The organism is Streptomyces sp. NPDC006335 (genome assembly GCF_040612795.1).
Lineage (GTDB): Bacteria > Actinomycetota > Actinomycetes > Streptomycetales > Streptomycetaceae > Streptomyces.
The window spans coordinates 80,139-105,760 of sequence record NZ_JBEXQX010000008.1 but is presented as its reverse complement, the minus strand read 5'-3'; the positions used below and the strand labels follow the sequence as shown (position 1 = coordinate 105,760).

Annotated in this window: 15 protein-coding genes; 12 read left to right on the top strand and 3 right to left on the bottom strand. The window is 69.8% G+C overall.

The genetic code is table 11. The features are described 5' to 3' along the window. Positions 1 to 130: 130 nt before the first annotated feature. The gene (locus tag ABZ098_RS22975) at positions 131 to 2,986 is read right to left on the bottom strand and encodes a glycoside hydrolase family 3 C-terminal domain-containing protein (RefSeq protein WP_356593953.1); all 2,856 of its coding nucleotides are present in this window, start codon (positions 2,984 to 2,986) and stop codon (positions 131 to 133) included. 327 nt (positions 2,987 to 3,313) lie between these two features. Between ABZ098_RS22975 and ABZ098_RS22970 the strand changes: the two genes are divergently transcribed. The 8 genes from ABZ098_RS22970 to ABZ098_RS22935 all read left to right on the top strand — a co-directional run bounded on the left by ABZ098_RS22970 (position 3,314) and on the right by ABZ098_RS22935 (position 14,907). Next, positions 3,314 to 4,993 (top strand): extracellular solute-binding protein, encoded by a 1,680-nt coding sequence (locus ABZ098_RS22970; protein WP_356593951.1) that lies wholly within the window; start codon positions 3,314 to 3,316, stop codon positions 4,991 to 4,993. Next, the gene (locus ABZ098_RS22965; protein WP_356593949.1) at positions 4,993 to 6,045 is read left to right on the top strand and encodes an ABC transporter permease subunit; all 1,053 of its coding nucleotides are present in this window, start codon (positions 4,993 to 4,995) and stop codon (positions 6,043 to 6,045) included. The genes ABZ098_RS22970 and ABZ098_RS22965 overlap by 1 nt, the downstream gene beginning before the upstream one ends. Further along, a complete protein-coding gene (locus ABZ098_RS22960; protein ID WP_356593947.1) occupies positions 6,042 to 6,968 on the top strand; it encodes a carbohydrate ABC transporter permease in 927 nt (308 codons plus the stop codon). The genes ABZ098_RS22965 and ABZ098_RS22960 overlap by 4 nt, the downstream gene beginning before the upstream one ends. A gap of 127 nt (positions 6,969 to 7,095) precedes the next feature. Further along, entirely contained in the window at positions 7,096 to 9,306 is a 2,211-nt protein-coding gene (locus ABZ098_RS22955; RefSeq protein ID WP_356593945.1) for a 1,4-beta-glucanase, read from the top strand. Next, complete coding sequence (locus ABZ098_RS22950) at positions 9,303 to 11,285, top strand: beta-galactosidase (protein ID WP_356593943.1); 1,983 nt, start codon at positions 9,303 to 9,305, stop codon at positions 11,283 to 11,285. The genes ABZ098_RS22955 and ABZ098_RS22950 overlap by 4 nt, the downstream gene beginning before the upstream one ends. Then, complete coding sequence (locus ABZ098_RS22945; RefSeq protein ID WP_356593941.1) at positions 11,282 to 13,498, top strand: glycoside hydrolase N-terminal domain-containing protein; 2,217 nt, start codon at positions 11,282 to 11,284, stop codon at positions 13,496 to 13,498. The genes ABZ098_RS22950 and ABZ098_RS22945 overlap by 4 nt, the downstream gene beginning before the upstream one ends. A 39-nt stretch (positions 13,499 to 13,537) precedes the next feature. Continuing rightward, positions 13,538 to 14,251 (top strand): hypothetical protein, encoded by a 714-nt coding sequence (locus ABZ098_RS22940; protein ID WP_356593939.1) that lies wholly within the window; start codon positions 13,538 to 13,540, stop codon positions 14,249 to 14,251. Positions 14,252 to 14,286: 35 nt separating this feature from the next. Beyond that, on the top strand, positions 14,287 to 14,907 hold the full coding sequence (locus tag ABZ098_RS22935) for a chorismate mutase (protein ID WP_356593937.1): 621 nt from the start codon (positions 14,287 to 14,289) through the stop codon (positions 14,905 to 14,907). A 185-nt stretch (positions 14,908 to 15,092) separates the two neighbouring features. Here the strand turns inward: ABZ098_RS22935 and ABZ098_RS22930 are convergent, their stop codons facing one another. Together ABZ098_RS22930 and ABZ098_RS22925 are read right to left on the bottom strand one after the other, a co-directional pair. Beyond that, the gene (locus tag ABZ098_RS22930) at positions 15,093 to 17,141 is read right to left on the bottom strand and encodes a TIM-barrel domain-containing protein (protein ID WP_356593935.1); all 2,049 of its coding nucleotides are present in this window, start codon (positions 17,139 to 17,141) and stop codon (positions 15,093 to 15,095) included. Between the two features lie 119 nt (positions 17,142 to 17,260). Then, entirely contained in the window at positions 17,261 to 18,274 is a 1,014-nt protein-coding gene (locus ABZ098_RS22925; protein WP_356593933.1) for a LacI family DNA-binding transcriptional regulator, read from the bottom strand. 644 nt (positions 18,275 to 18,918) lie between these two features. Here ABZ098_RS22925 and ABZ098_RS22920 point away from each other — a divergent pair. The 4 genes from ABZ098_RS22920 to ABZ098_RS22905 all read left to right on the top strand — a co-directional run bounded on the left by ABZ098_RS22920 (position 18,919) and on the right by ABZ098_RS22905 (position 25,617). Further along, entirely contained in the window at positions 18,919 to 20,850 is a 1,932-nt protein-coding gene (locus ABZ098_RS22920) for an acyl-CoA dehydrogenase family protein (RefSeq protein WP_356593931.1), read from the top strand. A 75-nt stretch (positions 20,851 to 20,925) separates the two neighbouring features. Further along, positions 20,926 to 22,182: a 1-deoxy-D-xylulose-5-phosphate reductoisomerase gene (gene dxr / locus ABZ098_RS22915; protein ID WP_356593929.1), complete on the top strand. Its 1,257-nt coding sequence runs from the start codon at positions 20,926 to 20,928 to the stop codon at positions 22,180 to 22,182. Positions 22,183 to 22,190: 8 nt separating this feature from the next. Next, the gene (locus ABZ098_RS22910) at positions 22,191 to 23,483 is read left to right on the top strand and encodes a site-2 protease family protein (protein WP_356594398.1); all 1,293 of its coding nucleotides are present in this window, start codon (positions 22,191 to 22,193) and stop codon (positions 23,481 to 23,483) included. 25 nt (positions 23,484 to 23,508) lie between these two features. Beyond that, a complete protein-coding gene (locus ABZ098_RS22905) occupies positions 23,509 to 25,617 on the top strand; it encodes a recombinase family protein (RefSeq protein WP_356593927.1) in 2,109 nt (702 codons plus the stop codon). Positions 25,618 to 25,622: the final 5 nt, after the last annotated feature.

Here is a 25,622-nt window from a genome sequence, read left to right as displayed (position 1 = left end):
GCCCTCTAGTAAATGGGAACCATTTTCATGTAGTGTTGCGGCAGCGACGCTGACCCGCCGCCCCGAAGGGGCCCGGCACCGATGCCTTCCGGTGCCGGGCCCCTTCTTGTGTGTCGGCTTCTCCGGCCCCTCAGCCGGAGAAGCCGACATGCGCGAGCCGCAGCGGGCCGCGCAGCCTGAGGTGCACGTCGTGCACGCCCTCGGCGACGATTCCGGCGCCGAGCGTGGTGTAGTCGTACGGTCCGGAGTCGGACTCCGCCACCTCGATGGAGGCGAGCACCGCGCCGCCGTCCAGGGACAGTTCGACCGCGCCCTCGCCGGACACCGTCACCGTCACCTCGGTGACGCCGTCGCCGAAGTCGCAGTCCCGGTAGACCAGTTCACCGGTACGGCCCTCGGCGGCCGTCACGGCGTCGCCCGCGGTCCTCGTCCGGTCGACGATCTCGACACCGCTGTGCTCGTCGAAGTCCGCGCCTTCCAGGCCCCGTCGGAGCACGGGACGCGGTGCGCCGGGCTCGCCGTCGAGCAGTACGGTCGTCCGCAGCCGGACGTCCTCGCTGGAGGCGCCGGCCAGGAGCTCGTACGGGCCCGGCTCCAGACGCCACCGGCCCCGCGCCACGTCCCAGAACTCGAAGGCGCGCAGCGGTACTTCGAACGACAGCTCCTCCTTGGCCCCCGGCGCGAGCGTCACCCGCCGGTGGGCCAGCAGTTCGCGGCGCGGGCGGGGGAGCGCCGGGTCGATCGCGCGGGTGTAGAGCTGGGCGACCTCGTCGGCGGTGACGTCACCGGTGTTCGTGATCGTGAACGAGACGTGCAGGGTCCCCTCGGTCGCACGGGAGGTGAGGTCGTCGTACGAGAAGGAGGTGTACGACAGCCCGTGGCCGAACGGGAACAGGGGTGTGCCCTCGAAGTACAGATAGGTCTGGCGGCTGCCGATCACGTCGTAGTCGAAGAGGCCGGGCAGGTCGGCGTCGCTCTCGTACCAGGTCTGCGGGAGGCGGCCGGCGGGGGAGACGTCACCGGCCAGGACGCGGGCCAGGGCGGTGCCGGCCGCCTGGCCGCCGTGGGCCGTCCACAGGGCCGCTGCCAGGCGGGACGTGTCGACCGCGTAGGGGTAGGCCGAGACCAGGGCCAGTACGGTCCGGGGGTTCGCGGCGCGCGCCGCGCGCAGCAGGCGCTCCTGGTGGGCGGGGAGCCGCAGGGAGGCGCGGTCCTCGGTCTCACGGCCGTTGATGTGCGGGTCGTTGCCCGCGACGACCAGGACGACGTCCGCCTCGGAGGTGACCCTGGTCACTGCGTCCTCGCCGCGTTCGACGATGATCAGCGTGAAGGTCTCCGGCTCCGCCTCGCGTTCGGTGTTCTCGTCGGCAACCTTCACTCCGTCCGCGGCGACAGTGACGTGGCGGCCCGTACCGATGTGCCTGAGGAGGTGACCGCTGCCGTGCTGCTCCAGGCGGAAGGTCTCCTGCACGACCCAGCCTCCGGGCTGGTCGGCGGAGGCGCGCAGGTAGCCGTCCTCGGCGACGGACACATAGCGGCCGTCGGGGGCGCGCAGTGTGAGGACGCCCTCGTCCCAGTCGATCAGCGCGAACTCGGTGCCGGTCGCGTCGGTCGTCAGCGGGGGCAGGTCCGTGCGGCCCGCGAGGAGCGCCGGGTCCAGGGCGCCCTCGGCGCCGCGCACCTCGTCCTCGGCGGCCTCGGATGCAGGGACGTGCAGAAACGTCCCGACGGAGGTCTGGAGCCGGACCCGGTCCACCCCCTCCGCGAACTCCACCCGCTCGGCGCCGAACCGCTCGTACAGCCCCTCCAGCGGGGTGGAGCGGTGGATGAGCGTGCCGCTGTACCAGTCGAGCTTGCACTCGTCGGCGAGCAGACCGACCACCGCGAGCCGGGTGTCGGCGGCGAGCGGGAGCACGCCGTCGTTCCTGAGCAGCACGATCGCCTGCTCCGCGGCTTCCTGGGCGAGCGCGCGGTGCTCCGGGGTGTCGAAGTCCCGGACGTCGGCGTACGGGTCGTGCTCCGGGTCGAACTCGCCGAGCCGGAAGCGGACCGAGAGCTGCCGGCGGACCGCGGTGTCGATCTCGGCCTCGGTCAACAGGCCCTGGTCGAGGGCCCCTTGGATGCGCGCGATCATCTGCGAGCTGTCCGTGCCGTGGTCGGTGAAGCTGTCGACACCGGCCCTGAGGGAGGCCGCGGTGGCCTCCTCGTGGGTGTCGAAGTAGTGCTCCTGGTCGACCAGGTTGGAGGGCGCGCCCGCGTCCGAGCAGACCAGCAGCTCCTGGTCGGTCCAGGCGCGCAGGTGCTCGCGCAGATACGGCGAGACGTGGTTGGGGCGGCCGTTGACCAGGTTGTACGCCGGCATCACCCCGGCCACCGCGCCCGCCTCGACCGCCTCGCGGAAGGCCCGCAGGTCGTACTCGTGCAGCACGCGCGGACGCACCGAGCTCGACGAGGTGGCCCGGTCCGTCTCGTTGTTGTGGGCCAGCCAGTGCTTGAGCACCGGGGCCGTGCGCCAGTACGTGGGATGGTCGCCGCGCAGCCCTTGGGTGTAGGCGGTGGCGATGGCCGAGGTGAGCTTCGGGTCCTCCGAGTAGCCCTCCTCGTTGCGGCCCCACAGCGGATGGCGGAGCAGATTGACCGTCGGTGCCCAGATGTTGAGGCCGACCCTGTCGTCGCGGGCGCGCATCGCCCGGGCCTCCTTGGACACGGCCTCGCCGATCCGTCGTACGAGCTCGGTGTTCCAGGTCGCGCCGAGGCCGACCGCCTGCGGGAAGACCGTCGCCGGGCCCATCCACGCGACGCCGTGCAGCGCCTCCTGGCCGGTGCGGAACGCGGCGACGCCGAGCCGTTCGACGGGGGGCGCGAACTGGTGCAGGAAGCCGATCTTCTCGTCGAGGGTCAGCCGCGACAGCAGATCGTCGATGCGCTTCGCGAACGGCAGGTGCGGATCGCGAAAAGGCGGAGTGTGCGGCGGGTGTGCGGTCACGTGGGGATCCCCTTGCGATGGATCGGTTCGATGCTTTCGAAGCGCTTCGATGCTCATTCGACACCGGGGTGGGTGTCAAGAGATCAACACCGTCACTTCAAGCGGTGCATAAGAAAAGGTCACCTCCCGTACCGCGGAGGAATCTTGGGATCGACCCTTGTGCACCCCTGGGTGTTCACTTAACCTCACAGCAACATCGAAGCGCTTCGACTACGGATTCCGTCGCAACGGTCGAGGCATCGCTTCAGCTCAGCCAGTTCCACTCAAGACACCGCAGCCGACGGCTCCACCGCCGGGTGTCCTGGTGCGCCATGAAGGGTTGACGCAATGACGCCGAACGCCGCTTCCCCCTCCTCCGGGTCCAGCCGGAGAAGCTTCCTCGCCTCCACCGCGGTCGCCACCGCAGCGGTGGCGGGCGGGATGCCGCTGCTTGCCGCCTGTGGCGGCTCGGACAGCGGGGAGCGCGAAGGGACCACGTCGGGCAAGGCCGCGGACAAGCTGCTGCCGGCATTCGTCGCCAGCACGGTCGCGAACCCGGACCTGCCGTCCAAGAACGGTTCGGCCGCCGGCTACACCGGCAAGGTCGACTTTGCCGCCCTGAAGACCTCGGTCCCGGAGAAGCTCGGCACCGGTGCCCCCTTCAAGGTCATGTCGCCGTTCTGGGGCTCCCCGCCGAAGGCCGGCTGCGCCTACTACACGGCGCTCGACGCCGCCGCGGGCACCAAGATCACCTGGCAGAACCAGGACGGCAACACCTACGGCCAGAAGCTCGGCGCCGTCCTCGCCTCCAGCTCCATACCCGACATGGTGGTCGTCCCGAGCTGGGAACTGGTCGGCAAGATCTCCAACGCCGTCACCGCGAAGTTCATGGACCTCGGCCCCTACCTGGCGGGCGACAAGGTCAAGAAGTACCCGAACCTGGCCGCGATCCCCTCCGACGCGTGGCGCATGGGCATCTTCGGCGGCGCGCTGCGCGGCATCCCGATGCCCGCCGCCACCGCGAACTGGATCGCGCCCCTGTACCGCAAGGACATCTTCGACAAGAAGGGCTACTCGGTCCCCAAGTCGGCCGACGAGTTCATGAGTTGGGCCAAGGAGGCCACCAGCGCCAAGGCCAAGGTGTGGGCCTGCGGTGACATGACCTGGACGGCGTGGAGCTTCTTCGGAGTCCGTGGCTCAGGGCCGATCGGCTGGGACATCGGGGACGACGGCAAGCTGACGTACCGCATCGAGCAGCCCGAGTACCTGGAAGCCCTGGAGTGGGTCCGCAAGCTGTACGACGCGGGTGTGGTCCACCCCGACGACAAGGCGCGCTCGGGCGACCCGGGTCAGCGGTTCACCGCCGGGCAGACCCTGGTCTGGTGCACCAACATCGCCGACTGGTACGGGAAGGTCTCCGAACAGGCCCAGTCCAACCCGGACCTCGTGATCGACGCCATGGACCTCTTCGGCGCGGACGGCGGCGACCCGAAGCTGTACGCCTCCTCGCCCGCCACCATCTGGTCGCTGATCCGCAAGGGCGCCTCGAAGACGACGATCGAGAACGCGCTGGCCGCCGCCAACTTCTCGGCCGCGCCCTACGGCACCAAGGAGCGGATGCTCGTCGACTACGGCGTCGAGGGCACCCACTACACCGTCAAGAACGGCGTCCCGGTCAAGAACGACCTGGGCAACTCCGAGGTGCTCAACGCCTGGGTGATGCTGGCCGCACCGGCCGCCTACTACGCCCACCCCGACTTCCCCGAGGTCGCCCGCAAGCAGGTCGAGTGGCAGCAGCGGATGGGGGCGTTCATGAAGAAGACGTCCACCTTCGGCATGAACATCGTCGAGCCGACCCGCTACGCCAACCTCTCCAGCCAGTTCGAGCAGTACGAGATCGACTACGTGCGCGGCAACAAGAAGCTGTCCGACGTCCAGCAGGCCATCTCCACGTGGAAGTCCTCCGGCGGCGACAAGCTGCGCGACTGGTACAGGCAGCTCATCGACAAGAACGGCAGCGCCAACTGATGTCTCTCACGGCCGGGAGCAGGCCCGACGGGACTCGTCCTCCCGCGGCCGTCGAGGAACCGACGGCCGCGGTCGGCGCAGCGGTGGCGAAGGTGCGGGTGCCGCGCAAGGCGAGCAAGGCCGCCAAGGTCCCCTTCCGGGTCCGGCTGCGCCGCGACCGCGCGCTCATCCTGATGACGCTGCCCGTCATCCTCCTGCTCCTGCTCTTCAACTACGTCCCGCTGCTCGGCAACATCGTCGCCTTCCAGGAATACGACCCGTACGTCTCCAGCAACGGCGTCACCGCGATCTTCCACAGCCCCTGGGTCGGCGTCGAACAGTTCTCGAGGATGATCGACGACCCGCTGTTCTGGGGCGCCGCGAAGAACACCATCGTCCTCTTCGTGCTCCAACTGGTGCTGTTCTTCCCGATCCCCATCGCCCTCGCGCTGCTCATCAACAGCGTGATCCGGCCCCGGGTGCGGGCCGTGGCGCAGGCGATCATGTACCTGCCGCACTTCTTCTCGTGGGTCCTCGTCGTCACCGTCTTCCAGCAGATCTTCGGCGGCGCGGGCATCATCGCCCAGACCCTGGAGGACCACGGCTGGAGCGGCTTCGATCTGATGACCAACGCGGACCTGTTCAAGTACCTGGTCACCGCTCAGGCAGTGTGGAAGGACGCCGGCTGGGGGATCATCGTCTTCCTCGCCGCGCTGGCCGCGGTCAGCACCGACCTGTACGAGGCCGCCGCGATGGACGGCGCCGGGCGCTGGCGGCGCATGTGGCACGTCACGCTGCCCGCACTGCGCCCGGTGATCGCGCTGCTGCTGGTGCTGCGGGTCGGCGACGCGCTCAGCGTCGGCTTCGAGCAGTTCCTCCTCCAGCGGGACGCGGTCGGCGCTGGGGCCAGTGAGGTCCTCGACACCTATGTGTGGAACATGGGTATCCAGAACGGCGACTTCAGCTACGCGGCCGCGGTCGGCCTCGTCAAGGGAGTCATAGGAATCTGCCTCGTGCTGGGTGCGAACAAGTTCGCGCACCTGCTCGGCGAGCAGGGGGTGTACCAGAAGTGAGCCTCAACACGCAGCTCATCCGCAGCCTCAAGGCCCCCGCCAGGCCCGTCTGGGAGGAGCCGCCCAGCAAGGTCGGACTCACCGCGAAGAGCGGCTTCCTTCTCCTGTGCTGCCTCGGGGTGCTCGGCCCGCTGTGGATCGTGATCGTCACCAGCCTGTCCCCGAAGCCGGTGATCGACCGGGTCGGCGGCCTGGTCGTGATCCCCCAGGGCATCACCTTCGTCAACTACACGGAACTGCTCAGCGGCGGCCAGGTCAGCCGGGCCATCATGGTCTCGGTCGGGGTCACGCTCACCGGCACGGTGTTCTCCATGGCGGTGTCCGTGCTGGCGGCCTACGGTCTGTCGCGGCCGGGGAGTCTGGGGCACCGGCTCTTCCTGGTCATCATGATGGCGACGATGTTCTTCGGCGCCGGCCTCATCCCGACCTATCTGCTGGTGCAGTCGCTGGGGCTCACGGACACCTATCTGTCCCTGATCCTGCCGAGCGCGGTCAGCGTCTTCAACATCCTGGTGCTGCGGGCCTTCTTCATGGGGATCTCGCCCGAACTCACCGAGTCCGCGCGGATCGACGGGGCCGGTGACATGCGGATCCTGCTGACCATCATCATGCCGCTGTCCCGGGCGGTCCTCGCCGTGATCTCGCTGTTCTACGCGGTGGGTTACTGGAGTGCCTGGTTCAACGCGTCCATCTATCTGAGCGACCAGGACATGATGCCGTTGCAGAACGTGCTCATTCAGCTGGTGCAGAAGAACACGGCGAACCCCACGGGGTTGCAGCAGGCGGTGCGCACGGGGCAGTTGTCGGCGCTGGGGTTGCAGATGGCCGTGATGGTCCTGGCGTTGATCCCGGTCGCGGTGGCTTCACCGTTCGTGCAGCGGCACTTCAAGAAGGGCATGCTCACGGGCGCGGTGAAGGGCTGACCGTTCGCCATCCCGGAGGGGTGGTTCCGACGGACGGCGGCCGCGGGTTGTTTGTGGCTGGGCGCGCAGTTCCCCGCGCCCCTAGGTGTAGGTATCTCCCCCCTTCTCGATCAGCGAGGTATGTGTCATGCGCGCGTCCGGGGTCAGTCGTCGTGCCGTCCTTGGTGGAGCCGCGGCCGCTGCCGCCTTCACCGTTGTTCCGGCCCCCTTCCAGGGGCGCGCCGAGGCAGCCACCCCCACCCCCTCCTACCGCTGGCGCCAAGTCGCCATCGGCGGTACCGGCTTCGTCACCGGCGTCCTCTTCCACCCCTCCGTCCGCGGGCTCGCCTACGCCCGGACCGACATCGGCGGGGCCTACCGCTGGGACGACCGGAGCGCGCGCTGGACCCCGCTCAACGACGACCTCGGGTGGGACGACTGGAACCTCCTCGGTGTCGAGGCCATGGCCGTCGACCCCGCCCACCCCGACCGCGTCTACCTCGCGCTCGGCACCTACGCCCAGTCCTGGGCCGGAAACGGCGCCGTACTGCGCTCCGAGAACCGCGGTGCCACCTGGAAGCGCACCGACCTCTCCGTGAAGCTCGGCGGGAACGAGGACGGGCGGGGAACCGGGGAGCGGCTGCTGGTCGACCCCCGGGACAGCGACACGCTGTGGCTCGGGACCCGGCACGACGGGCTGCTCAAGTCCACCGACCGGGGCGCCACCTGGGCCACCGCGAGCACCTTCCCGGGCGTGCCCAGCGCCGGCGGCCAGGGCGTCACCCTGCTCGTCGCCGCCGGACGCACGCTGTACGCCGGCTGGGGCGACTCCGACGGCACCACCGCCAACCTGTACCGCACCTCCGACGGCACCACCTGGGAAGCCGTCCCCGGGCAGCCTTCCGGCACGAACGCCAAGGTGCCGATCCGGGCCGCGTACGACTGCCACACCCGCGAGCTGTACGTCACCTACGCCAACGCCCCCGGGCCCAACGGCCAGTCCGACGGCAGCGTGCACAAGCTGGCCACGACGAGCGGCAAGTGGACCGACGTCACGCCCGTGAAGCCCGGCGGGACCACGAGCGACGGCTCCGCCGACACCTTCGCCTACGGCGGGGTCTCCGTCGACGCCCGCCGCCCCGGCACCGTCGTCGTCTCCACCAACAACCGCTGGGCGGCCGTCGACACCCTGTACCGGACCACGAACGGCGGCCGCACCTGGACGTCCCTGAAGGACTCCGCGGTCCTCGACGTCTCCGAGACCCCCTTCCTCACCTTCGGTGCCGACGCGCCCAAGTTCGGCTGGTGGATCCAGGCCGTCGCCGTCGACCCGTACGACTCGAAGCACATCGTCTACGGCACCGGCGCCACCCTCTACGGCACCCGGGACCTCAAGCACTGGGCCCCGCAGATCCGCGGTCTGGAGGAGACCTCCGTACGCCAGCTCATCTCGCCCCCGACCGGGGAGGCGCACCTGCTCAGCGGCCTCGGGGACATCGGGGTGATGTACCACGAGCGGCTGACCGCCTCGCCCTCGCGCGGCATGGCCTCGAACCCCGTGTTCGGGTCGGCGACCGGACTCGCCCAGGCCGCTTCCAGACCGTCGTACGTCGTCCGCACGGGCTTCGGCGACCACGGCAACGGCGCCTTCTCGAACGACGGCGGCAGGACCTGGGCGCCCTTCGCGGCCCAGCCCGCCCAGGCCAAGGACGCGCCGGGGCCGATCGCCACCAACGCGGACGGCAGCGTGCTGCTGTGGACCTTCGTGCACTGGGACGGCACCAAGTACCCGGCCCAGCGCTCCACGGACAACGGCGCGACCTGGTCCGAGGTGGTCACCTGCCCCAAGGGCGCCACCCCGCTCGCCGACCCGGTCGACCCGGCGCGCTTCTACGCGTACGACACCGACACCGGAACCCTGTTCGCCAGCACGGACGGCGGTCTCACCTTCGCGGCGCGCGCGGCCGGACTGCCCTCCGGGGACAGCCAGTTCCAGCTCACCGCGGCTCCGGGGCGCTCCGGCGACCTGTGGCTGAGCACCAAGACGAACGGCCTCCACCGCTCCACCGACGGCGGTGCGACCTTCACCAAGATCACGAGCTGCTGGGCCTCCCACACCCTCGCCTTCGGCAAGTCCGCCGCAGGCGCGGAGTACCCGGCCCTCTACATGGTCGGCTCCACGGACACGATCACCGCCGTGTACCGCTCCGACGACGGCGCGAAGAGCTGGGTGCGCGTCAACGACGACCGGCACCAGTGGGGCTGGATCGGCGCGACCATCGCCGCCGACCCGCGGGTGTACGGCAGGGTCTACATCGCCACCAACGGCCGGGGCATCCAGTACGGGGAGCCGGCATGACACCGGGACTCCAGGACGCCACCCGCGGCCGCATCCTCTACGGCGGCGACTACAACCCCGAGCAGTGGCCCGAGGAGACCTGGCACGACGACGTGCGCCTGATGAAGGCCGCCGGCGTCAACTCCGTCACCCTCGGCGTCTTCTCCTGGGCGAAGCTCGAACCGCGCCCGGGGGAGCGGGACTTCGGCTGGCTGGACCGGCTGATGGACCTCATGCACGACAACGGCATCGGGGTCGTCCTCGCCACCCCGACCTCCTCGCCGCCGCCGTGGATGGGCCACCTCCACCCCGACACCCTGCCCGTCACCGAGGACGGCCGCACCGAGTACTGGGGCGGACGCCAGCACTTCTCGCACTCCAGCGCCACCTACCGCCGTTACGCCGCCGCCATCACCGAGGACCTCGCCGCCCGCTACGGCGGCCACCCGGCCCTCACCATGTGGCACATCAACAACGAGTACTGCACCTACGACTGGAGCGACGAGGCCGCCGCCCGCTTCCGCACCTGGCTCCAGGACCGCTACGGCACCCTCGACGCCCTCAACTCCGCCTGGGGAACCGCCTTCTGGAGCCAGGGCTACGGCGACTGGGCCGAGATCCACACACCCCGCCAGGCCCACTACATGAAGAACCCCACCCAGGTGCTCGACTTCAAGCGGTTCACCTCCGACATGCTCCTGGAGTGCTACCTCGCCGAGCGGGACATCGTGCGCCGGGCGACCCCGGACACCCCGGTGACCAGCAACTTCATGCCGCTGTGGGTCGGGCAGGACGCCTGGCGCTGGGCCGAGGAGGAGGACGTCGTCTCCGTCGACCTCTACCCCGACCCGCGTGACCCGCTGGGGGCCCAACAGGGCGCCCTCGTCCAGGACATGACCCGCTCCCAGGCGCGCGGCCCCTGGATGCTCATGGAGCAGGCCGCGGGGCCGGTCAACTGGCGGGGCGTGAACCACCCCAAACCCCGCGGCCTGAACCGGCTCTGGTCCCTCCAGGCCGTCGCCCGCGGCGCCGACGCCGTCTGCTACTTCCAGTGGCGCCAGTCCCGGCAGGGCGCGGAGAAGTTCCACTCCGGCATGGTCAGCCACGCCGGGGAGGAGGGGCGCACCTACCAGGAGGTCAAGCAGCTCGGCGCCGAACTGGCCGCGCTCTCCGCGCACGTGACGGGCAGTCACACCGCCAACGACATCGCCGTCCTGCACGACTGGCACGCCTGGTGGGCCGGCGCCCAGGACGGCCGGCTGTCCAGCGAGGTCGACTACCCGGACGTGCTCCGGGCCTGGCACCGCGCCCTGTGGGAGGCCCACCTCACCACCGACTTCGCCCACCCCGAGCACGACCTCACCGCCTACAAGATGGTCGTCGTGCCCCAGCTCTACGCCCTCACCGACCCGGCGATCGACAACCTCCTCGGGTACGTCCGCCAGGGCGGCACCCTCGTCTCCGGCTTCCTCACCGGCGTCGCCGACCAGGACGACCGGGTACGCCCCGGCGGCATGGACGCCCGGCTGCGCGAGCTGTTCGGCATCCGCACCCTGCACGAGTGGTGGCCGCTGGACGCGGGGGAGTACGCGGAATGCGACGGCTCACCGGGCGGTTTCCGCGGCACCCTGTGGTCGGAGGAGATCGACGGGACCGAGGACGCCACCACGGAGGCCGTGTACAAGGGCGGTGAACTCGACGGGCTGCCCGCCGTGCTGCGCAGGGACCGCGCCTGGTACCTCTCGACACTTCCCGAGCCGGGCGCCCTGCGCGAGCTCCTCGCCCGGATCGCCACCGGTGCGGGCGCGCGACCGGTCCTCGACGGAGTGCCCGACCAGGTCGAGGCCGTCCGCCGCGGCGACCTGCTGTTCCTCCTCAACCACGGCCGCGAACCGGTGACGGTCGACGTCCCCGGCACCCACCAGGACCTGCTCACGGGGGAGTCCCGCGAGGACCGGGTCACGCTGGGACGCTACGGAGTGGCGGTGCTCAGGCCATGACCGACGGACCCGTCCACGGCACCTGGGAGCCCCGGCCGGCCGCGCGCTGGGAGGACGGCTTCCTCAGCGGCAACGGCCACCACGGCGCTCTCCTGTTCGGCGACCCGGGCGACGAGCGGGTCGTGGTCACCCACCACACCCTGGTCCGCCCCAACGGCGCCGAACACGCCCGCCCGCCGCGCCTGGCCGCGGAACTGCCGGCGCTCCAGGACCGGTTGCTCGCCGGTGAGCTCGACGCCGCCGAGAGCTTCACGGACGGCCGCCCGCTGCAGTGGGTGCAGCCCTTCCACCCCGCCTTCCAGATCCGGCTGCGCCGCCCCCGCGCGGCCACGCCCGGCTACCGCAGGTCCGTCGACTTCACCACCGGTGTCGTGCGCACGGACTGCAAGGAGTGGCGCGGTGAGGTCTTCGTCTCCCGCGCCGACGACGTCATCGTCCAGCACGTCGAGGCGTCGGACCTGGTCGTCTCGCTCGACCACCGGCTCCCGGGCGCCCCCCGCGCCCTGAAGGTCGGCCAGAGCATCGTCCGCGCCGCCGACGGGGCCCTGCTCACCCTCCGCGTCCGCTACCCCGACAGCGACGTCCGCTACACCGGCATCACCCTGGTCGTGCCCACGGGCGGCGCCCGCACCGCGCTCATCGCGCCCGGCGCCCACGTCACCGGCGCCGAGTCGGTCCTGCTGCTGACCCGCGTCGTGCGCCACACCGGGGAACTGGACACGGCACCGCACGTCGAGGCCCTGCGCGCCCTGGTCCCGGAATGCGAACCCGAACCCGAGTCCGCGTCCGACGCGTACGCCCGGCTCCTCGACCGGCACACCTCCCTCCACCGGACCGCCTACGAACGCGTCACCCTCGACCTCGGCGCCGACCCCGCCGAACGCGCGCTGCCGGGTTCGCAACTGCTGAACAAGCCCGACAGCCCGGCGCTCCTGGAACGCCTCTTCGCCGCCGGCCGCTACCACCTGCTCTCCGCCGGCGGCCTCTTCCCACCCCGGCTCACCGGCCTGTGGACCGGCGACTGGGACACCGCGTGGTCGGGGGCGTTCACCAACGACGCCAACGTCAACCTCCAGACCGCCTCGGCGGCGTGCGCGGCCCTCCCCGAAGTCACCGAGGCCCTGGCTGCCCTGGTCCACCGCCAGATACCGGACTGGCAGGACAACGCCCGCGAAATCTTCGGCACCCGGGGCGTCGTGGCCCCGCCGCACTCCGACGGCGAGTCCGGGCTGACGTACCACTTCAACCGCGAGTACCCGCTGCACCTGTGGACCGCGGGCGCCGACTGGCTGCTCAAGCCGCTCGTCGACCACGACGAGACCCGCGGCGAACAGGACCCGCGCACCGCCCGCGCCCTCGCCGAAGTCGCCCTGTTCTACGAGGACTTCCTCACCCGCACGGACGCCGAAGGCCATCTCGTCGTCGTCCCCTCCTACTCGCCCGAGAACCGCCCGGCGAACGCCAGTTGGGGCGCGATCAACGCGGCCATGGACCTCTCGGCCGCCCGGCACGCCCTGCTCACGGCCGCCGCCTACCACCCCGAAAGGGCCGAAGCCTGGCGGGCCCTCGCCGACCGCCTCCCGCCGCACCGGATCAACGCCGACGGAGCCCTCGCCGAATGGGCCTGGCCCGGCCTCGACGACACCTACGACCACCGCCACCTCAGCCACCTCTACGGCGTCTGGCCGCTCGACGAGATCACCCCCTACGACACCCCCGAGCTCGCCGCGGCGGCCCACCGCGCCCTCGAACTCCGCGGCTCCGAGAACGACTCGGCCCACGGACACCTGCACCACGCCCTCGTCGCCGCCCGCCTGCGCGACGGCGAACGGGTCGCACACGCCCTCGGTCAGGTCCTCACCGGTGACTTTTTCCACGACTCGCTGATGAGCGCGCACTACCCGGACCGGAACGTCTACAACGCGGACGCCGCCCACACCCTGCCCGCCGTCCTCGTCGAGATGCTCGTGCAGTCGACACCGGACCGGCTGGTGCTGCTCCCGGCCGTTCCCGCCACCTGCCCCCGAGGTGAACTACGGGGCGTCCGCACCAGGTTCGGGGCCGAACTCGACCTCACCTGGAGCCCCACCGAAGCGACGGCGGTGCTGCGCCCCACCCGCAGCCACCGCGTCGAACTGAGGACTTCCTCCGGCGCCGAGCCCCTCGAACTCGTCGCCGGAGAAGACCACGTCCTCCGTCTGGAGGCGTGGTAACTCCCCCCGCATTTCCCCCCACCCATGGAAAGGGACACCATGGCAAAGAGCACTCTCCGCAAGATCACCACGGCGGTGCTGGCCCCGGCGATGGCCGTCGGCGCCGTCGTCGGCCTCGCCTCCGCCCCCGCGTCCGCAGCCGTCTGGAGCTCCTGCGACCAGTGGGCCAACACCAGCCTGAACGGCTACACCCTCTACAACAACATCTGGGGCTCCGGCGCCGGCAGCCAGTGCATCTGGGCCAACTCCGGCACCAACTGGGGCGTCAACGCCAACCACCCCAACACCGGCGGCATCAAGTCCTACCCCAACTCCAAGAAGGTGATCAACAAGTCGATCACCTCGCTCGGTTCGCTCTCCAGCAACTACAACGTCACGGTCCCCTCGTCCGGCGCGTACAACACGTCGTACGACATCTGGGACACCGACTACGACTACGAGATCATGCTCTGGGTCAACAAGACCGGAGCCGTCGGCCCGCTCGGCAGCTCGCAGGGCAACGTGACGCTCGGCGGCCACACCTGGACCGTCTACAAGGGCACCAACGGCGCCAACCAGGTCTTCTCCTTCGTCCGCACCTCCAACTCCAGCTCCGGCACGGTCAACATCCTGCCGATCCTGAAGTGGATCAAGGACACCAAGGGCTGGTTCGGCAACGAGACCATCGGTGACGTGCAGTTCGGATTCGAGATCACCAGCTCGTCCGGTGGTCTGAACTTCACCACCAACAACCTCACCGTAAGCAGCAGTTGACCTGATCGTGGGGCACCGTCGGGTTTGATGGGGGCATGCGTACCACCACCCCCCTCCGACGGGCCCTGACCACCGTGACCGCGACCGCGGCCGTCGTCCTCACCGCGACGGGTACCGCGGTCGCGGTTCCGGTCTCCGGGACCTCCGCGGCGCCCCACTCCGCCGCCCACTCCCTCTCCGCCCTGCATCCCGTCGTCGCACTCGCCGCCGAACGCCTCGCCACCGCTGACCTGGTCGCCGCGGCCAAGTGGGGCACCGACAGCCCCATCGACGACCCCGCCCGCGAACAGCAGGTCCTCGACAACGTCGCCGCCCAGGCCGAGCAGCTCGGCGCCGACCCGGACGAGATCCGGGTGATCTTCCGCGACCAGATAGAGGCCAACAAGATCGTGCAGCGCGGCCTGTTCCAGCGCTGGACCGACCACCCCGACCAGGCGCCGACGACCAAGCCCGACCTGAGCGTCGTCCGGCAGGAGATCAACCGCGTGACCAGCGCCCTGGTCCAGGCCCTCGCCACCACCACCGACGACCGGGGCACGTTCGCCTGCCGCCCGGAACTCGCGCTGGCCGGCCTCCAGGTCCACCACGAGGACCACCTGGACGCCCTGCACACCCGCGCCCTGGTACGCGCCCTGCGCTCGATCTGCACCAACTGACAGACAGTCAAACGGAGATGCGGCCCCTCTTCCCGTAAGGGGGCCGCATCCCACCAGGGGCGCGGGGAACTGCGCGATCAGCCACAACGCAGCGGCACCTGTCCGTGGGGTGGAGATGCGGCCCCTCTTCCCGCAACGGGACCGCATCCCACCAGGGGCGCGACCAGCCGCACCCGCCGGACGGCCTACCGCGGCACGTCCTGGATCGGCAGCCGCGCCCCGTCCCGCAGGAACAACGGGATCCGGTCCAGCGGGGCGTCCACGATTACCGTCGTGCCGCCCTCGTACGTCTCACCCGTCCACGCGTCCGTCCAGCTCGCGCCCGCCGGAAGATACGTCGTACGAGCCGTCGCCCCCGCAGTGAGAACAGGCGCGACCAACAGATCCGCGCCGAAGAGGTACGCGTCGTCGACCGTCCACGTCGCCTGGTCCTCCGGGAACTCCAGGAACAGCGGCCGCATGGGGGTCAGCCCCTCCTCATGCGCCTCCCGCATCACCCGAAGGACATACGGCTTCAGCCGCTCGCGCAGCCGCAGGTACTTCTCCAGGATCGCGCCGGCCTCCTCGCCGTACGACCACACCTCGTTCGGGCCGCCGGTCATGTCCGGCCCCAGCGGCATGCCCGGGTCGCGGAAGCCGTGCAGCCGCATCAGCGGGGACAGCGCGCCGAACTGGAACCAGCGGACCATCACCTCGCGGTACGCCGGGTCGTCCGGGTCGCCGCCGTGGAAGCCGCCGATGTCGGTGTTCCACCAGGGGATCCCGGACATCGCGGTGTTGAGACCGGCCGCGATCTGCTCGCGCAGGGTCGGGAAGTCGGTGCCGATGTCGCCGGACCACAGGGCGGCGCCGTAGCGCTGACTGCCCGCCCACGCCGAGCGGTTGAGGGTGATGACCTCCTCGCCGGCGGCGCTCAGGCCCTCGTGGAAGGTGCGGGAGTTCTCGGCCGGGTACATGTTGCCGACCTCCAGCCCCGGTCCCGCCCAGTAGCGCAGGTTCTCCTGGAAGCCGGGCTTGAGCTCGGGCTCGCACGCGTCCAGCCAGAAGGCCGTGATGCCGTACGGGGCCAGGTAGTTGTCGCGGACCTTGGACCACATGAACTCACGGGCCTCGGGGTTCGTCGCGTCGTAGAAGGCGACCTGGACGGTCGAGGCGACCCCCTTGTCCGGCCAGTCGGCGTGCGCCATCGGACCGTACTGGGTGCCGATGAACCAGCCGCGCTGCTCCATCAGGGAGTGGTTCTCGCTGAGCGGCGACACCGACGGCCAGACGCTCACCACCAACTTGACGCCCATCTCCTCCAGTTCACGGACCATCGCCGCCGGGTCGGGCCACTCGGCCGGGTCGAACTTCCACTCGCCGAGGTGCGTCCAGTGGAAGAAGTCGCAGACGATCGCCGACAGGGGCAGCCCGCGCCGCTTGTACTCCCGCGCCACGGACAGCAGTTCGTCCTGGGTGCGGTAGCGCAGCTTGCACTGCCAGAAGCCCGCCGCCCACTCCGGCAGCATCGGGGTGCGGCCGGTCACCGCGCTGTAGCGGCGCTGCCCGTCGGCCGGGGTGCCCGCGGTGATCCAGTAGTCGATCTGACGGGCCGAGTCGGCCACCCAGCGGGTGCCGTTGCGGGCGAGCTCCACGCGGCCGATCGCCGGGTTGTTCCACAGCAGGGTGTAGCCGCGGCTGGAGGCGAGGACCGGGATGGCGACCTCGGCGTTGCGCTGGACCAGGTCGAGGACCAGCCCCTTCTGGTCCAGCCTGCCGTGCTGGTGCTGGCCCAGACCGTACAGCTTCTCGTCGTCGTAGGCGGCGAAGCGCTGCTCCAGCCGGTGGTGGCCGTTGCCGACCGCGGTGTACAGGCGCGAGCCGGGCCACCAGAAGTGGGCGCGGGCCTCCGCGAGGAGCTCGGCCGAGTCCTCGGAGCGCAGGAAGCGCAGCTGCCCCTCGGCGTCGACGTGGACGGTCAGCTTCCCCACCGTCAACTGGGCTTCCCCGTCACCTATCTTGACCGTGCTCTCGGTGGCCGGCGGCTCGTCGAGCAGAGCGCCCGGCAGTCCCTCCAGGACCGGCCCGCCGAGCCGGGCCCGTACCCGCACCGCGTCCGGGCCCCACGGCTCGACACGTACGGTCTCCTGGCGCCCGCTCCACTCCAGCGCGCCGTCCCGCTCCCGGAACGTGCCGACGGTGGGGGACGACTGCGCGAGACTGACCTTGGGCTGGATTTCGGCAGGCTGATTCACGAGGAGTGCTCCTGGAGGAATGCAGACAGGGGCGTGCCGCACGGGCAGCACGGAACGCGTGGTGTGTGGTGTCCGGTGTTTCGGGGTGCCCGGGTGGGTGGTGTCCGGTGCGGGCGGCGTCAGGACGCCGAAGGTGCCGGGCCCGTGCTCGCCCGGACCGTCAACTCGGGCTCGATCAGGACGACTTCGTCCTCACCGCGGCCCTCCAGCTTGGCGACCAGCCGCTCCAGGGCGTGCCGGCCCATCTCCTGGGCGGGGATGGCGACCGACGTCAGCCGCACCGAGGCCTGGACGGCGACCTGTTCGGGGCAGATCGCGACCACCGAGACGTCCTCGGGGATGGCCCGGCCCTGCTGGCGCAGCAGTGCGAGCAGCGGCTCGACGGCCTGTTCGTTCTGCACGACGAAGCCCGTGGTGGACGGGCGCTCGTCGAGGATGCGGGCGAGGGTGACGGCCATCGCGTCGTACCCGCCGTCGCACGGCCGGTGCAGCAGCCGTACGCCCAACTCCTGGGCCCGCGTGCGGAGTCCGTCCAGCGTGCGCTCGGCGAACCCGGTGTGCCGTTCGTAGACCGCGGGGGCCTCGCCGATGACAGCGATGTCGCGGTGACCGAGCTTCGCGAGGTGCTCGACGCACAGGGCGCCGGTGGCCCGGAAGTCGAGGTCGACGCAGGTCAGTCCCGAGGTGTCGGCGGGGAGGCCGATGAGCACGGACGGCTGGTCGGTGCCGCGCAGCAACGGCAGCCGCTCGTCGTCGAGTTCGACGTCCATCAGGATCATGGCGTCGGCGAGCCCGCTGCCGGTGACGCGCCGTACGGCGTCGGGGCCCTCCTCGCCGGTGAGCAGCAGGACGTCGTACCCGTGGGTGCGCGCGGTGGTGGCCACCGCGATGGCGATCTCCATCATCACCGGCACGTACATGTCGGTGCGGAGCGGGATCATCAGCGCGATGATGTTCGACCTGCTGCTGGCGAGGGCGCGGGCACCGGCGTTCGGGTGGTAGCCGAGCTCGCGGATGCTCTCCTCGACCCGCTGTCGGGTGCTCGTCGAGATGGACCGCTTGCCACTGAGGACATAGCTCACCGTGCTCGCCGAGACTCCGGCGTGCTGGGCGACCTCGGCGAGGGTGACCATCCAGCTCTCCAAGCTTTGTGAAGCGCTTCGACAGTGCGCAGTACGAACAGGTGCGGGTGGGGGTGGTTCGACAGTAGCTCCCCCGGGAGTGGGTGTCCATAGGTTGTCGAAGCGCTTCGACAAAGACTCCTGGGTGTACGCCGCACGGGGCGGCCCCGACACCGCGGGAACCACTCCGGCCTGCCCCTTCACAGTTTCGACGGGCAGCGGCCCCCTGCCTACCACGACCGGTCGCGGGGGGCCATGGAACGGGGACGCGGGACCCTCGAACCGGAGGCGTCCCGCGAGCGGGCGCCGACGGGTGGGCACCGTACACCCGGGCAAGTGTCGCGCACGGCCGACCGACGGCGAGCCCGGCCACCCGCCCGCCCGCCCCTGTCGGCGGCCCGCGAGTTCGGCAGGGCCGCACGCCTGACTTCGTGAACGACCTCCACGCCGCAACTCCAGCCCGCCGAAGCGACGGGGGAGCTCGACCCGGGGACGTGAGGAGCAGCCCCTGGACACCGTGCCGCATTCCGTCCACATCGGCCGAACGGCCGCGCGAGGGGTGGTGGGCTCGCCCCGGATCAGGTACATACGATCGGGTAGCACCCGTCGGTAACCATACGGCCCCCAAGATCCCGATTCACGACGAGGTGAGCCTGATGTCCGCACCGTCCACCAAGCCCGTCGTCACCGAGCGCGAGGCCCGCGAGGTGGCGGAGGCCGCCCGTGAGCAGGACTGGCGCAAGCCCAGCTTCGCCAAGGAACTGTTCCTCGGCCGGTTCCGGCTCGACCTCATCCACCCCCACCCCATGCCCCCCGAGGAGGACGCCCGGCGCGGCGAGGCGTTCCTGGCCAGGCTCCGCGACTTCTGCGAGACCAAGGTCGACGGAGCCCTCATCGAACGCGAGGCCCGTATCCCCGACGACGTCGTGGCCGGCCTCAAGGAGCTCGGCGCGTTCGGCATGAAGATCGACACCAAGTACGGCGGCCTCGGCCTCACCCAGGTGTACTACAACAAGGCGCTGGCCCTCGTGGGCTCCGCGAGCCCCGCGATCGGTGTGCTGCTCTCCGCCCATCAGTCGATCGGCGTACCCCAGCCGCTGAAACTGTTCGGCACCCCGGAGCAGAAGGAGAAGTTCCTGCCCCGGTGCGCCCGCACCGACATCAGCGCCTTCCTCCTCACCGAACCGGACGTCGGCTCCGACCCCGCCCGCCTCGCCACCACGGCCGTACCCGACGGGGACGACTACGTCCTCGACGGAGTGAAGCTGTGGACCACCAACGGCGTGGTCGCCGACCTCCTCGTCGTCATGGCCCGCGTACCGAAGTCCGAGGGCCACAAGGGCGGCATCACCGCCTTCGTCGTCGAGACCGACTCACCCGGCGTCACCGTCGAGAACCGCAACGCCTTCATGGGCCTGCGCGGCATCGAGAACGGCGTCACCCGCTTCCACCAGGTCCGGGTCCCGGCCGCGAACCTCATCGGCAAGGAGGGCCAGGGGCTCAAGATCGCCCTGACCACCCTCAACACCGGCCGCCTCTCCCTGCCCGCCTCCTGCGTCGCCGCCGGCAAGTGGTGCCTGAAGATCGCCCGCGAGTGGTCCGCGGCCCGCGAACAGTGGGGCAAGCCGATCGCCCACCACGAGGCCGTCGGCTCCAAGATCTCCTTCATCGCGGCGACCACCTTCGCCCTGGAGGCCGTCCTCGACCTGTCCTCCCAGATGGCCGACGAGAACCGCAACGACATCCGCATCGAGGGCGCCCTCGCCAAGCTCTACGCCTCCGAGAAGGCCTGGCTCGTCGCCGACGAACTCGTCCAGATCCGCGGCGGCCGCGGCTTCGAGACCGCCGAGTCCCTACGGGCCCGCGGCGAGAAGGCGGTCCCCGCCGAACAGGTCCTGCGCGACCTGCGCATCAACCGCATCTTCGAGGGCTCGACCGAGATCATGCACCTGCTGATCGCCCGCGAGGCCGTCGACGCCCACCTGTCCGTAGCCGGCGACCTCATCGACCCGGAGAAATCCCTCGGCGACAAGGCGAAGGCCGGCGCGAACGCGGGCGTCTTCTACGCCAAGTGGCTCCCCAAGCTCGTCGCCGGACCAGGACAACTCCCGAACTCCTACGCCGAGTTCAAACGCGAGGTGGACCTCTCGACGCACCTGCGCTACGTCGAACGCACGGCCCGCAAACTCGCCCGCTCCACCTTCTACGCCATGTCCCGCTGGCAGGGCCGCATGGAGACCAAGCAGGGCTTCCTCGGCCGGATCGTCGACATCGGCGCCGAACTCTTCGCGATGAGCGCGGCCTGCGTACGCGCCGAACTCCTGTACACCACCGAGCCCCACGGCCGCGAGGCCTACCAGCTCGCCGACGCCTTCTGCCACCAGTCCCGCCTGCGCGTCGAGGAACTCTTCGGCCGCCTCTGGAACAACACCGACGACCAGGACCGCAAGGTCGTCAAGGGCGTCCTGTCCGGCACCTACGCCTGGCTGGAGGACGGCATCGTCGACCCGTCCGGCGAAGGCGTCTGGATCGCGGACGCCACCCCCGGCCCCTCCGAGAAGGAGAACGTCCACCGCCCCGTCCGCTGACGGAACACGACAGCGCGCCCCCCGAGAGGGGGACGCGCTGTCCTCCTACACCGTCCTTACGGCCACAATGGAGGGATGAGCGACAGTCCAGCCCCTCTCGCCGACCCGCACCTGGTCTACGACCCCGTAGCGGGCGACGGCCCCAAGGACGTGGTGATCCTCGGCTCCACCGGCTCGATCGGCACCCAGGCCATCGACCTCGTGCTGCGCAACCCCGACCGGTTCCGGGTGACCGGCCTCTCCGCCAACGGCGGCCGCGTCGCGCTCCTCGCCGAACAGGCGCACCGGCTCAGGGTGCGGACCGTCGCGGTCGCCCGCGAGGACGTCCTACCGCAGCTCCGCGAAGCGCTCAGCGGCCTCTACGGCGCCGGCGAGCCGCTCCCCGAGATCCTGGCAGGACCTGACGCGGCCACCCAACTCGCCGCCTCCGACGCGCACACCGTCCTCAACGGCATCACCGGCTCCATCGGACTCGCCCCGACCCTCGCCGCCCTGGAGGCGGGCCGCACCCTCGCGCTCGCCAACAAGGAGTCGCTCATCGTGGGCGGCCCGCTCGTCAAGGCCCTCGCCAAGCCCGGGCAGATCATCCCCGTCGACTCCGAGCACGCGGCCCTCTTCCAGTCGCTGGCCTCAGGGACCAGGTCCGACGTCCGCAAGCTGGTCGTGACGGCCTCCGGCGGCCCCTTCCGCGGCCGTACCAAGGAAGAACTCGCGCACGTCACCGTCGAGGACGCCCTCGCCCACCCCACCTGGGCCATGGGCCCGGTCATCACGATCAACTCCGCGACCCTCGTCAACAAGGGACTGGAGGTGATCGAGGCCCACCTCCTCTACGACATTCCCTTCGACCGCATTGAGGTGGTCGTGCATCCCCAGTCGTATGTCCACTCGATGGTTGAGTTCACGGACGGATCTACGATCGCCCAGGCGACGCCCCCCGACATGCGGGGGCCGATCGCCATCGGCCTCGGCTGGCCCGAGCGCGTCCCCGACGCGGCGCCCGCCTTCGACTGGAGCAAGGCGTCGACGTGGGAGTTCTTCCCGCTCGACAACGAGGCGTTCCCGTCGGTGAACCTCGCGCGACACGTGGGTGAGCTCGCGGGCACGGCCCCGGCGGTGTTCAATGCCGCCAACGAGGAGTGCGTCGAGGCCTTCCGGGCCGGCGCACTGCCGTTCAACGGGATCATGGAGACCGTGACCCGGGTGGTGGACGAGCACGGCACCCCGCGCGGGGGAACCTCGCTCACCGTCGCGGACGTCCTCGAAGCGGAGACCTGGGCGCGGACCCGGGCCCGGGAACTGACGGCACAGACGGCGGAGGCCCGTGCATGACGACCCTGATGTTCTTCCTCGGCATAGGGCTCTTCGCCTTCGGCCTCCTGGTGTCGATCGCGTGGCACGAGCTGGGGCACCTGTCCTTCGCCAAGCTCTTCGGCATCCGCGTGCCGCAGTACATGGTCGGCTTCGGCCCGACCGTCTGGTCACGCAGGAAGGGCGAGACGGAGTACGGCATCAAGGCCATCCCCTTCGGCGGCTACATCCGCATGATCGGCATGTTCCCGCCCGGCGACGACGGCCGGATAAGCGCACGCTCCACCTCCCCCTGGCGCGGCATGATCGAGGACGCCCGCTCGGCCGCCTTCGAGGAGCTCCAGCCCGGCGACGAGAAACGCCTCTTCTACACCCGTAAGCCCTGGAAACGCGTCATCGTGATGTTCGCGGGACCCTTCGCGAACCTCATCCTCGCGGTCGCCCTGTTCCTCACGGTGCTCATGGGCTTCGGCATCTCCCAGCAGACCAACACGGTCAGCTCGGTCTCCAAGTGCGTGATCGCCCAGAGCCAGAACCGCGAGAACTGCAAGGCCTCCGACCCCGCCTCCCCGGCCGCGGCCGCAGGGCTCAAGGCGGGCGACAAGATCATCGCGTTCAACGGCGTGAAGACGGACGACTGGAACAAGCTCTCCGACCTCATCCGCGCCAACCCCGACAAGACCGTCCCGATCGTCGTCGAGCGCGACGGCAAGGACGTGACGCTGACGGCGAAGATCGCCAGCAACCAGGTCGCCAAGAAGGACTCCAGCGGCCAGTACGTCCAGGGCGAGTACGTCACCGCCGGCTTCCTCGGCTTCAGCGCCGCCACCGGCATCGTCAAGCAGGACTTCGGCGACTCGGTGGTGTGGATGGGCGACCGCGTCGGCGAGGCCGTCGACTCCCTGGCCGCCCTCCCCGGCAAGATCCCCGCCCTGTGGGACGCGGCCTTCGGCGACGCCCCGCGCGAACCGGACTCCCCGATGGGCGTGGTCGGCGCGGCGCGCGTCGGCGGCGAGATCTTCACCCTGGACATCCCGCCGACCCAGCAGCTGGCCATGGCGTTGATGCTGGTGGCGGGCTTCAACCTCTCCCTGTTCCTCTTCAACATGCTCCCGCTGCTCCCCCTGGACGGCGGCCACATCGCGGGCGCCCTGTGGGAGTCCCTGCGCCGCAACCTGGCAAAGGTCCTCAAGCGCCCGGACCCGGGCCCGTTCGACGTGGCGAAGCTGATGCCGGTCGCTTATGTGGTGGCGGGGATCTTCATCTGCTTCACGATCTTGGTCTTGATCGCGGATGTCGTTAATCCGGTCCGACTCAGCTGAGATTCGGTCATTTTCTGTCACATGGATGTCGCGCCTTTCACTCGTCTACCTCGGACGAGTGAAAGGCGCGGCTTGTAGGTACGACCGAGATGCGGGCTTCGTACGTTTGTTGCTGTTCATGGGTGACCCCAGCGGTGCGCCAACACCCTGGGGTCTGGCCAGTCTCGAAGGGACTGACATGCAGCAAGGTACTGCGCCCTGCGCAGAAGACAACGGCAGGGACTCCAAGTCGATCGCCGTGGCGGCGTACATGCGGGTCTCAACAGCCGAACAGAGAGGCAAGTACGGAATTCCGGCCCAGGCTGACGCCATCGGGGCATATCTGGAGAAGCGGCCGACGTGGCAACTCGTAGGTTCCTGGGAGGATCCTGGCGAATCAGGCTCGACGGATTCCAGGCCTGGGCTCGATGAGCTGCTCATGGAGATCTCCGCCGCTCGGGCAGACGTCGTCGTCGTGCACAGCCTTGACCGTCTGGGACGGACCGAAGCCGCCATCTGGCGTTGCATCTGGCAGATCCAAGATGCCGGGGCAGGGATCGAGTGCTGCAACCAGGTCCTGGGGGAACCCGGTCTCGACAGGTGGCTCACCATCGACCGGCTCGCGCAGACTGTGGAAGCCGACTACCAGCGCATTGTCGCGCGCACGCAGGCGGGTCGGCAGCTCAAAGCAGTCGACGGCGGTTGGCCAGGTGGTCCGGCTCCCTACGGATACAGGATCAGTGGGAAGGGTGTCTTTGGCTCGACTCTCGAAGTCGATCCGGCGGAGGCGGCTGTAGTGAGGCTTCTGGCCGATCTGATCATCGGGAGCAACCGCACTGTCACGGACATCGCCGGGGAATTGAACCGGCGTGGGATTCTCACCCGAAGCGGAAAGCGCTGGACAGCGACGAACCTCCACCGACGGCTGAAGAGCGCAGCCTTTCTCGGAGTGGCTGTCTTTCGCCGGTCCGATCAGCAATGGGGTGGCCACTGCACCAGGCTTGATGACTCCGGGCGGCCCCTGCACGGCGACAGTGTGGCGATCCCGCTGCCTCCGATCCTCTCGGCGGATCAGATCCGTGCCGTTCAGCTAGCACTGGCCGAGTTCGCCCGGCCCCGCAGGGTTCCTCTGGGGGAGTATCCGCTCACCGGGCGCATCCACGGGCCGTGCGGACGGTCTTATGTCGGGTGCTTCCGCAGCGGCGACGGTGTGCGGACGTATCGCTGTTCGGGATGGCAGGCAACTGTCTCCTGCGGCTGTGTCTTTCTGCGTGCTGATCACGTAGAAGAACTGGTGATGCGACATGTCAATGCCCTGCTGGCATCCATGCCACCTCATATCCGGCCGATGCTGTCGGTCTCATCCGAGACGCAGACGCGGCTGATGTTGCATGCCGAGCGGGTGAGGTCCCTGAAGCGGCATGTCGCGCAGTGTGCGGAGGAACTGGACGGATTCCGGCGCCAGGACCAGCACAGTCGTGTCGTTGCTGCTGCACTGCGGCAGCTCGAAGCAGACAAGAGGGCGTTGGAACGAGTCCTCGCCCATGCGCAGGAGTGGCTGACGGAGCTGCGGGACCGAGTCCGCAGGGATGGCCGGCTCGCAGCGGTTCTGGGGGCAGCTGCACCCGACAGCCAGGCTCTGCTGCCTTCGGAACAGCGGCGCCTGATCGAGCAGCTCAAGGTGCGAGTGGACATCGCGGACCCGGCGTTCAGGTACCGCGAGGGGACGAAGTGCTTGACCATCCAGTGGCACGAGCGCACAGAGGCACCCGTACCTCCCGATCCCTCAGACAGCCTGTGGGCTCGCATCGACGCGTTGCTGCGCTCCAGGTATGGGCCTCACCACTTCCGTTCGCCGCTCGACCTGCGAGCTGCCCTCACGGGAATGCTTCATCGTCTGCGCACGGGGATCCTGTGGCGTGATCTTCCGGAACGTTTCGGCGACCCGGCAAAGGTTCGGTGGCGGCAGCGAACCTGGTTGGCCGACGGAGTGTGGGAGGAGATCGTGCAGATCCTTGCTGAGGGAGGAGCGGGCACTCCTGTGCTGAGTCATGGAACCGCGCCGGAACTGTCCATCAGCTTGGGGCTCATCACCGATGCGCAGCCGAGCATCTCGATCGGTGCCTGCGTGGTCAACCCGGTCAGAATCTCCTAGCCACA

Bases quoted from the DNA above. Each gene is read 5' to 3' on its own strand.
- ABZ098_RS22970 (WP_356593951.1), top strand. From the start codon at position 3,314: ATGACGCCGAACGCCGCTTCCCCCTCCTCCGGGTCCAGCCGGAGAAGC.
- ABZ098_RS22965 (WP_356593949.1), top strand. From the start codon at position 4,993: ATGTCTCTCACGGCCGGGAGCAGGCCCGACGGGACTCGTCCTCCCGCG.
- ABZ098_RS22955 (WP_356593945.1), top strand. From the start codon at position 7,096: ATGCGCGCGTCCGGGGTCAGTCGTCGTGCCGTCCTTGGTGGAGCCGCG.
- ABZ098_RS22950 (WP_356593943.1), top strand. From the start codon at position 9,303: ATGACACCGGGACTCCAGGACGCCACCCGCGGCCGCATCCTCTACGGC.
- ABZ098_RS22945 (WP_356593941.1), top strand. From the start codon at position 11,282: ATGACCGACGGACCCGTCCACGGCACCTGGGAGCCCCGGCCGGCCGCG.
- ABZ098_RS22940 (WP_356593939.1), top strand. From the start codon at position 13,538: ATGGCAAAGAGCACTCTCCGCAAGATCACCACGGCGGTGCTGGCCCCG.
- ABZ098_RS22935 (WP_356593937.1), top strand. From the start codon at position 14,287: ATGCGTACCACCACCCCCCTCCGACGGGCCCTGACCACCGTGACCGCG.
- ABZ098_RS22925 (WP_356593933.1), bottom strand. From the start codon at position 18,274: ATGGTCACCCTCGCCGAGGTCGCCCAGCACGCCGGAGTCTCGGCGAGC.
- ABZ098_RS22920 (WP_356593931.1), top strand. From the start codon at position 18,919: ATGTCCGCACCGTCCACCAAGCCCGTCGTCACCGAGCGCGAGGCCCGC.
- dxr (WP_356593929.1), top strand. From the start codon at position 20,926: ATGAGCGACAGTCCAGCCCCTCTCGCCGACCCGCACCTGGTCTACGAC.
- ABZ098_RS22910 (WP_356594398.1), top strand. From the start codon at position 22,191: ATGTTCTTCCTCGGCATAGGGCTCTTCGCCTTCGGCCTCCTGGTGTCG.
- ABZ098_RS22905 (WP_356593927.1), top strand. From the start codon at position 23,509: ATGTCGCGCCTTTCACTCGTCTACCTCGGACGAGTGAAAGGCGCGGCT.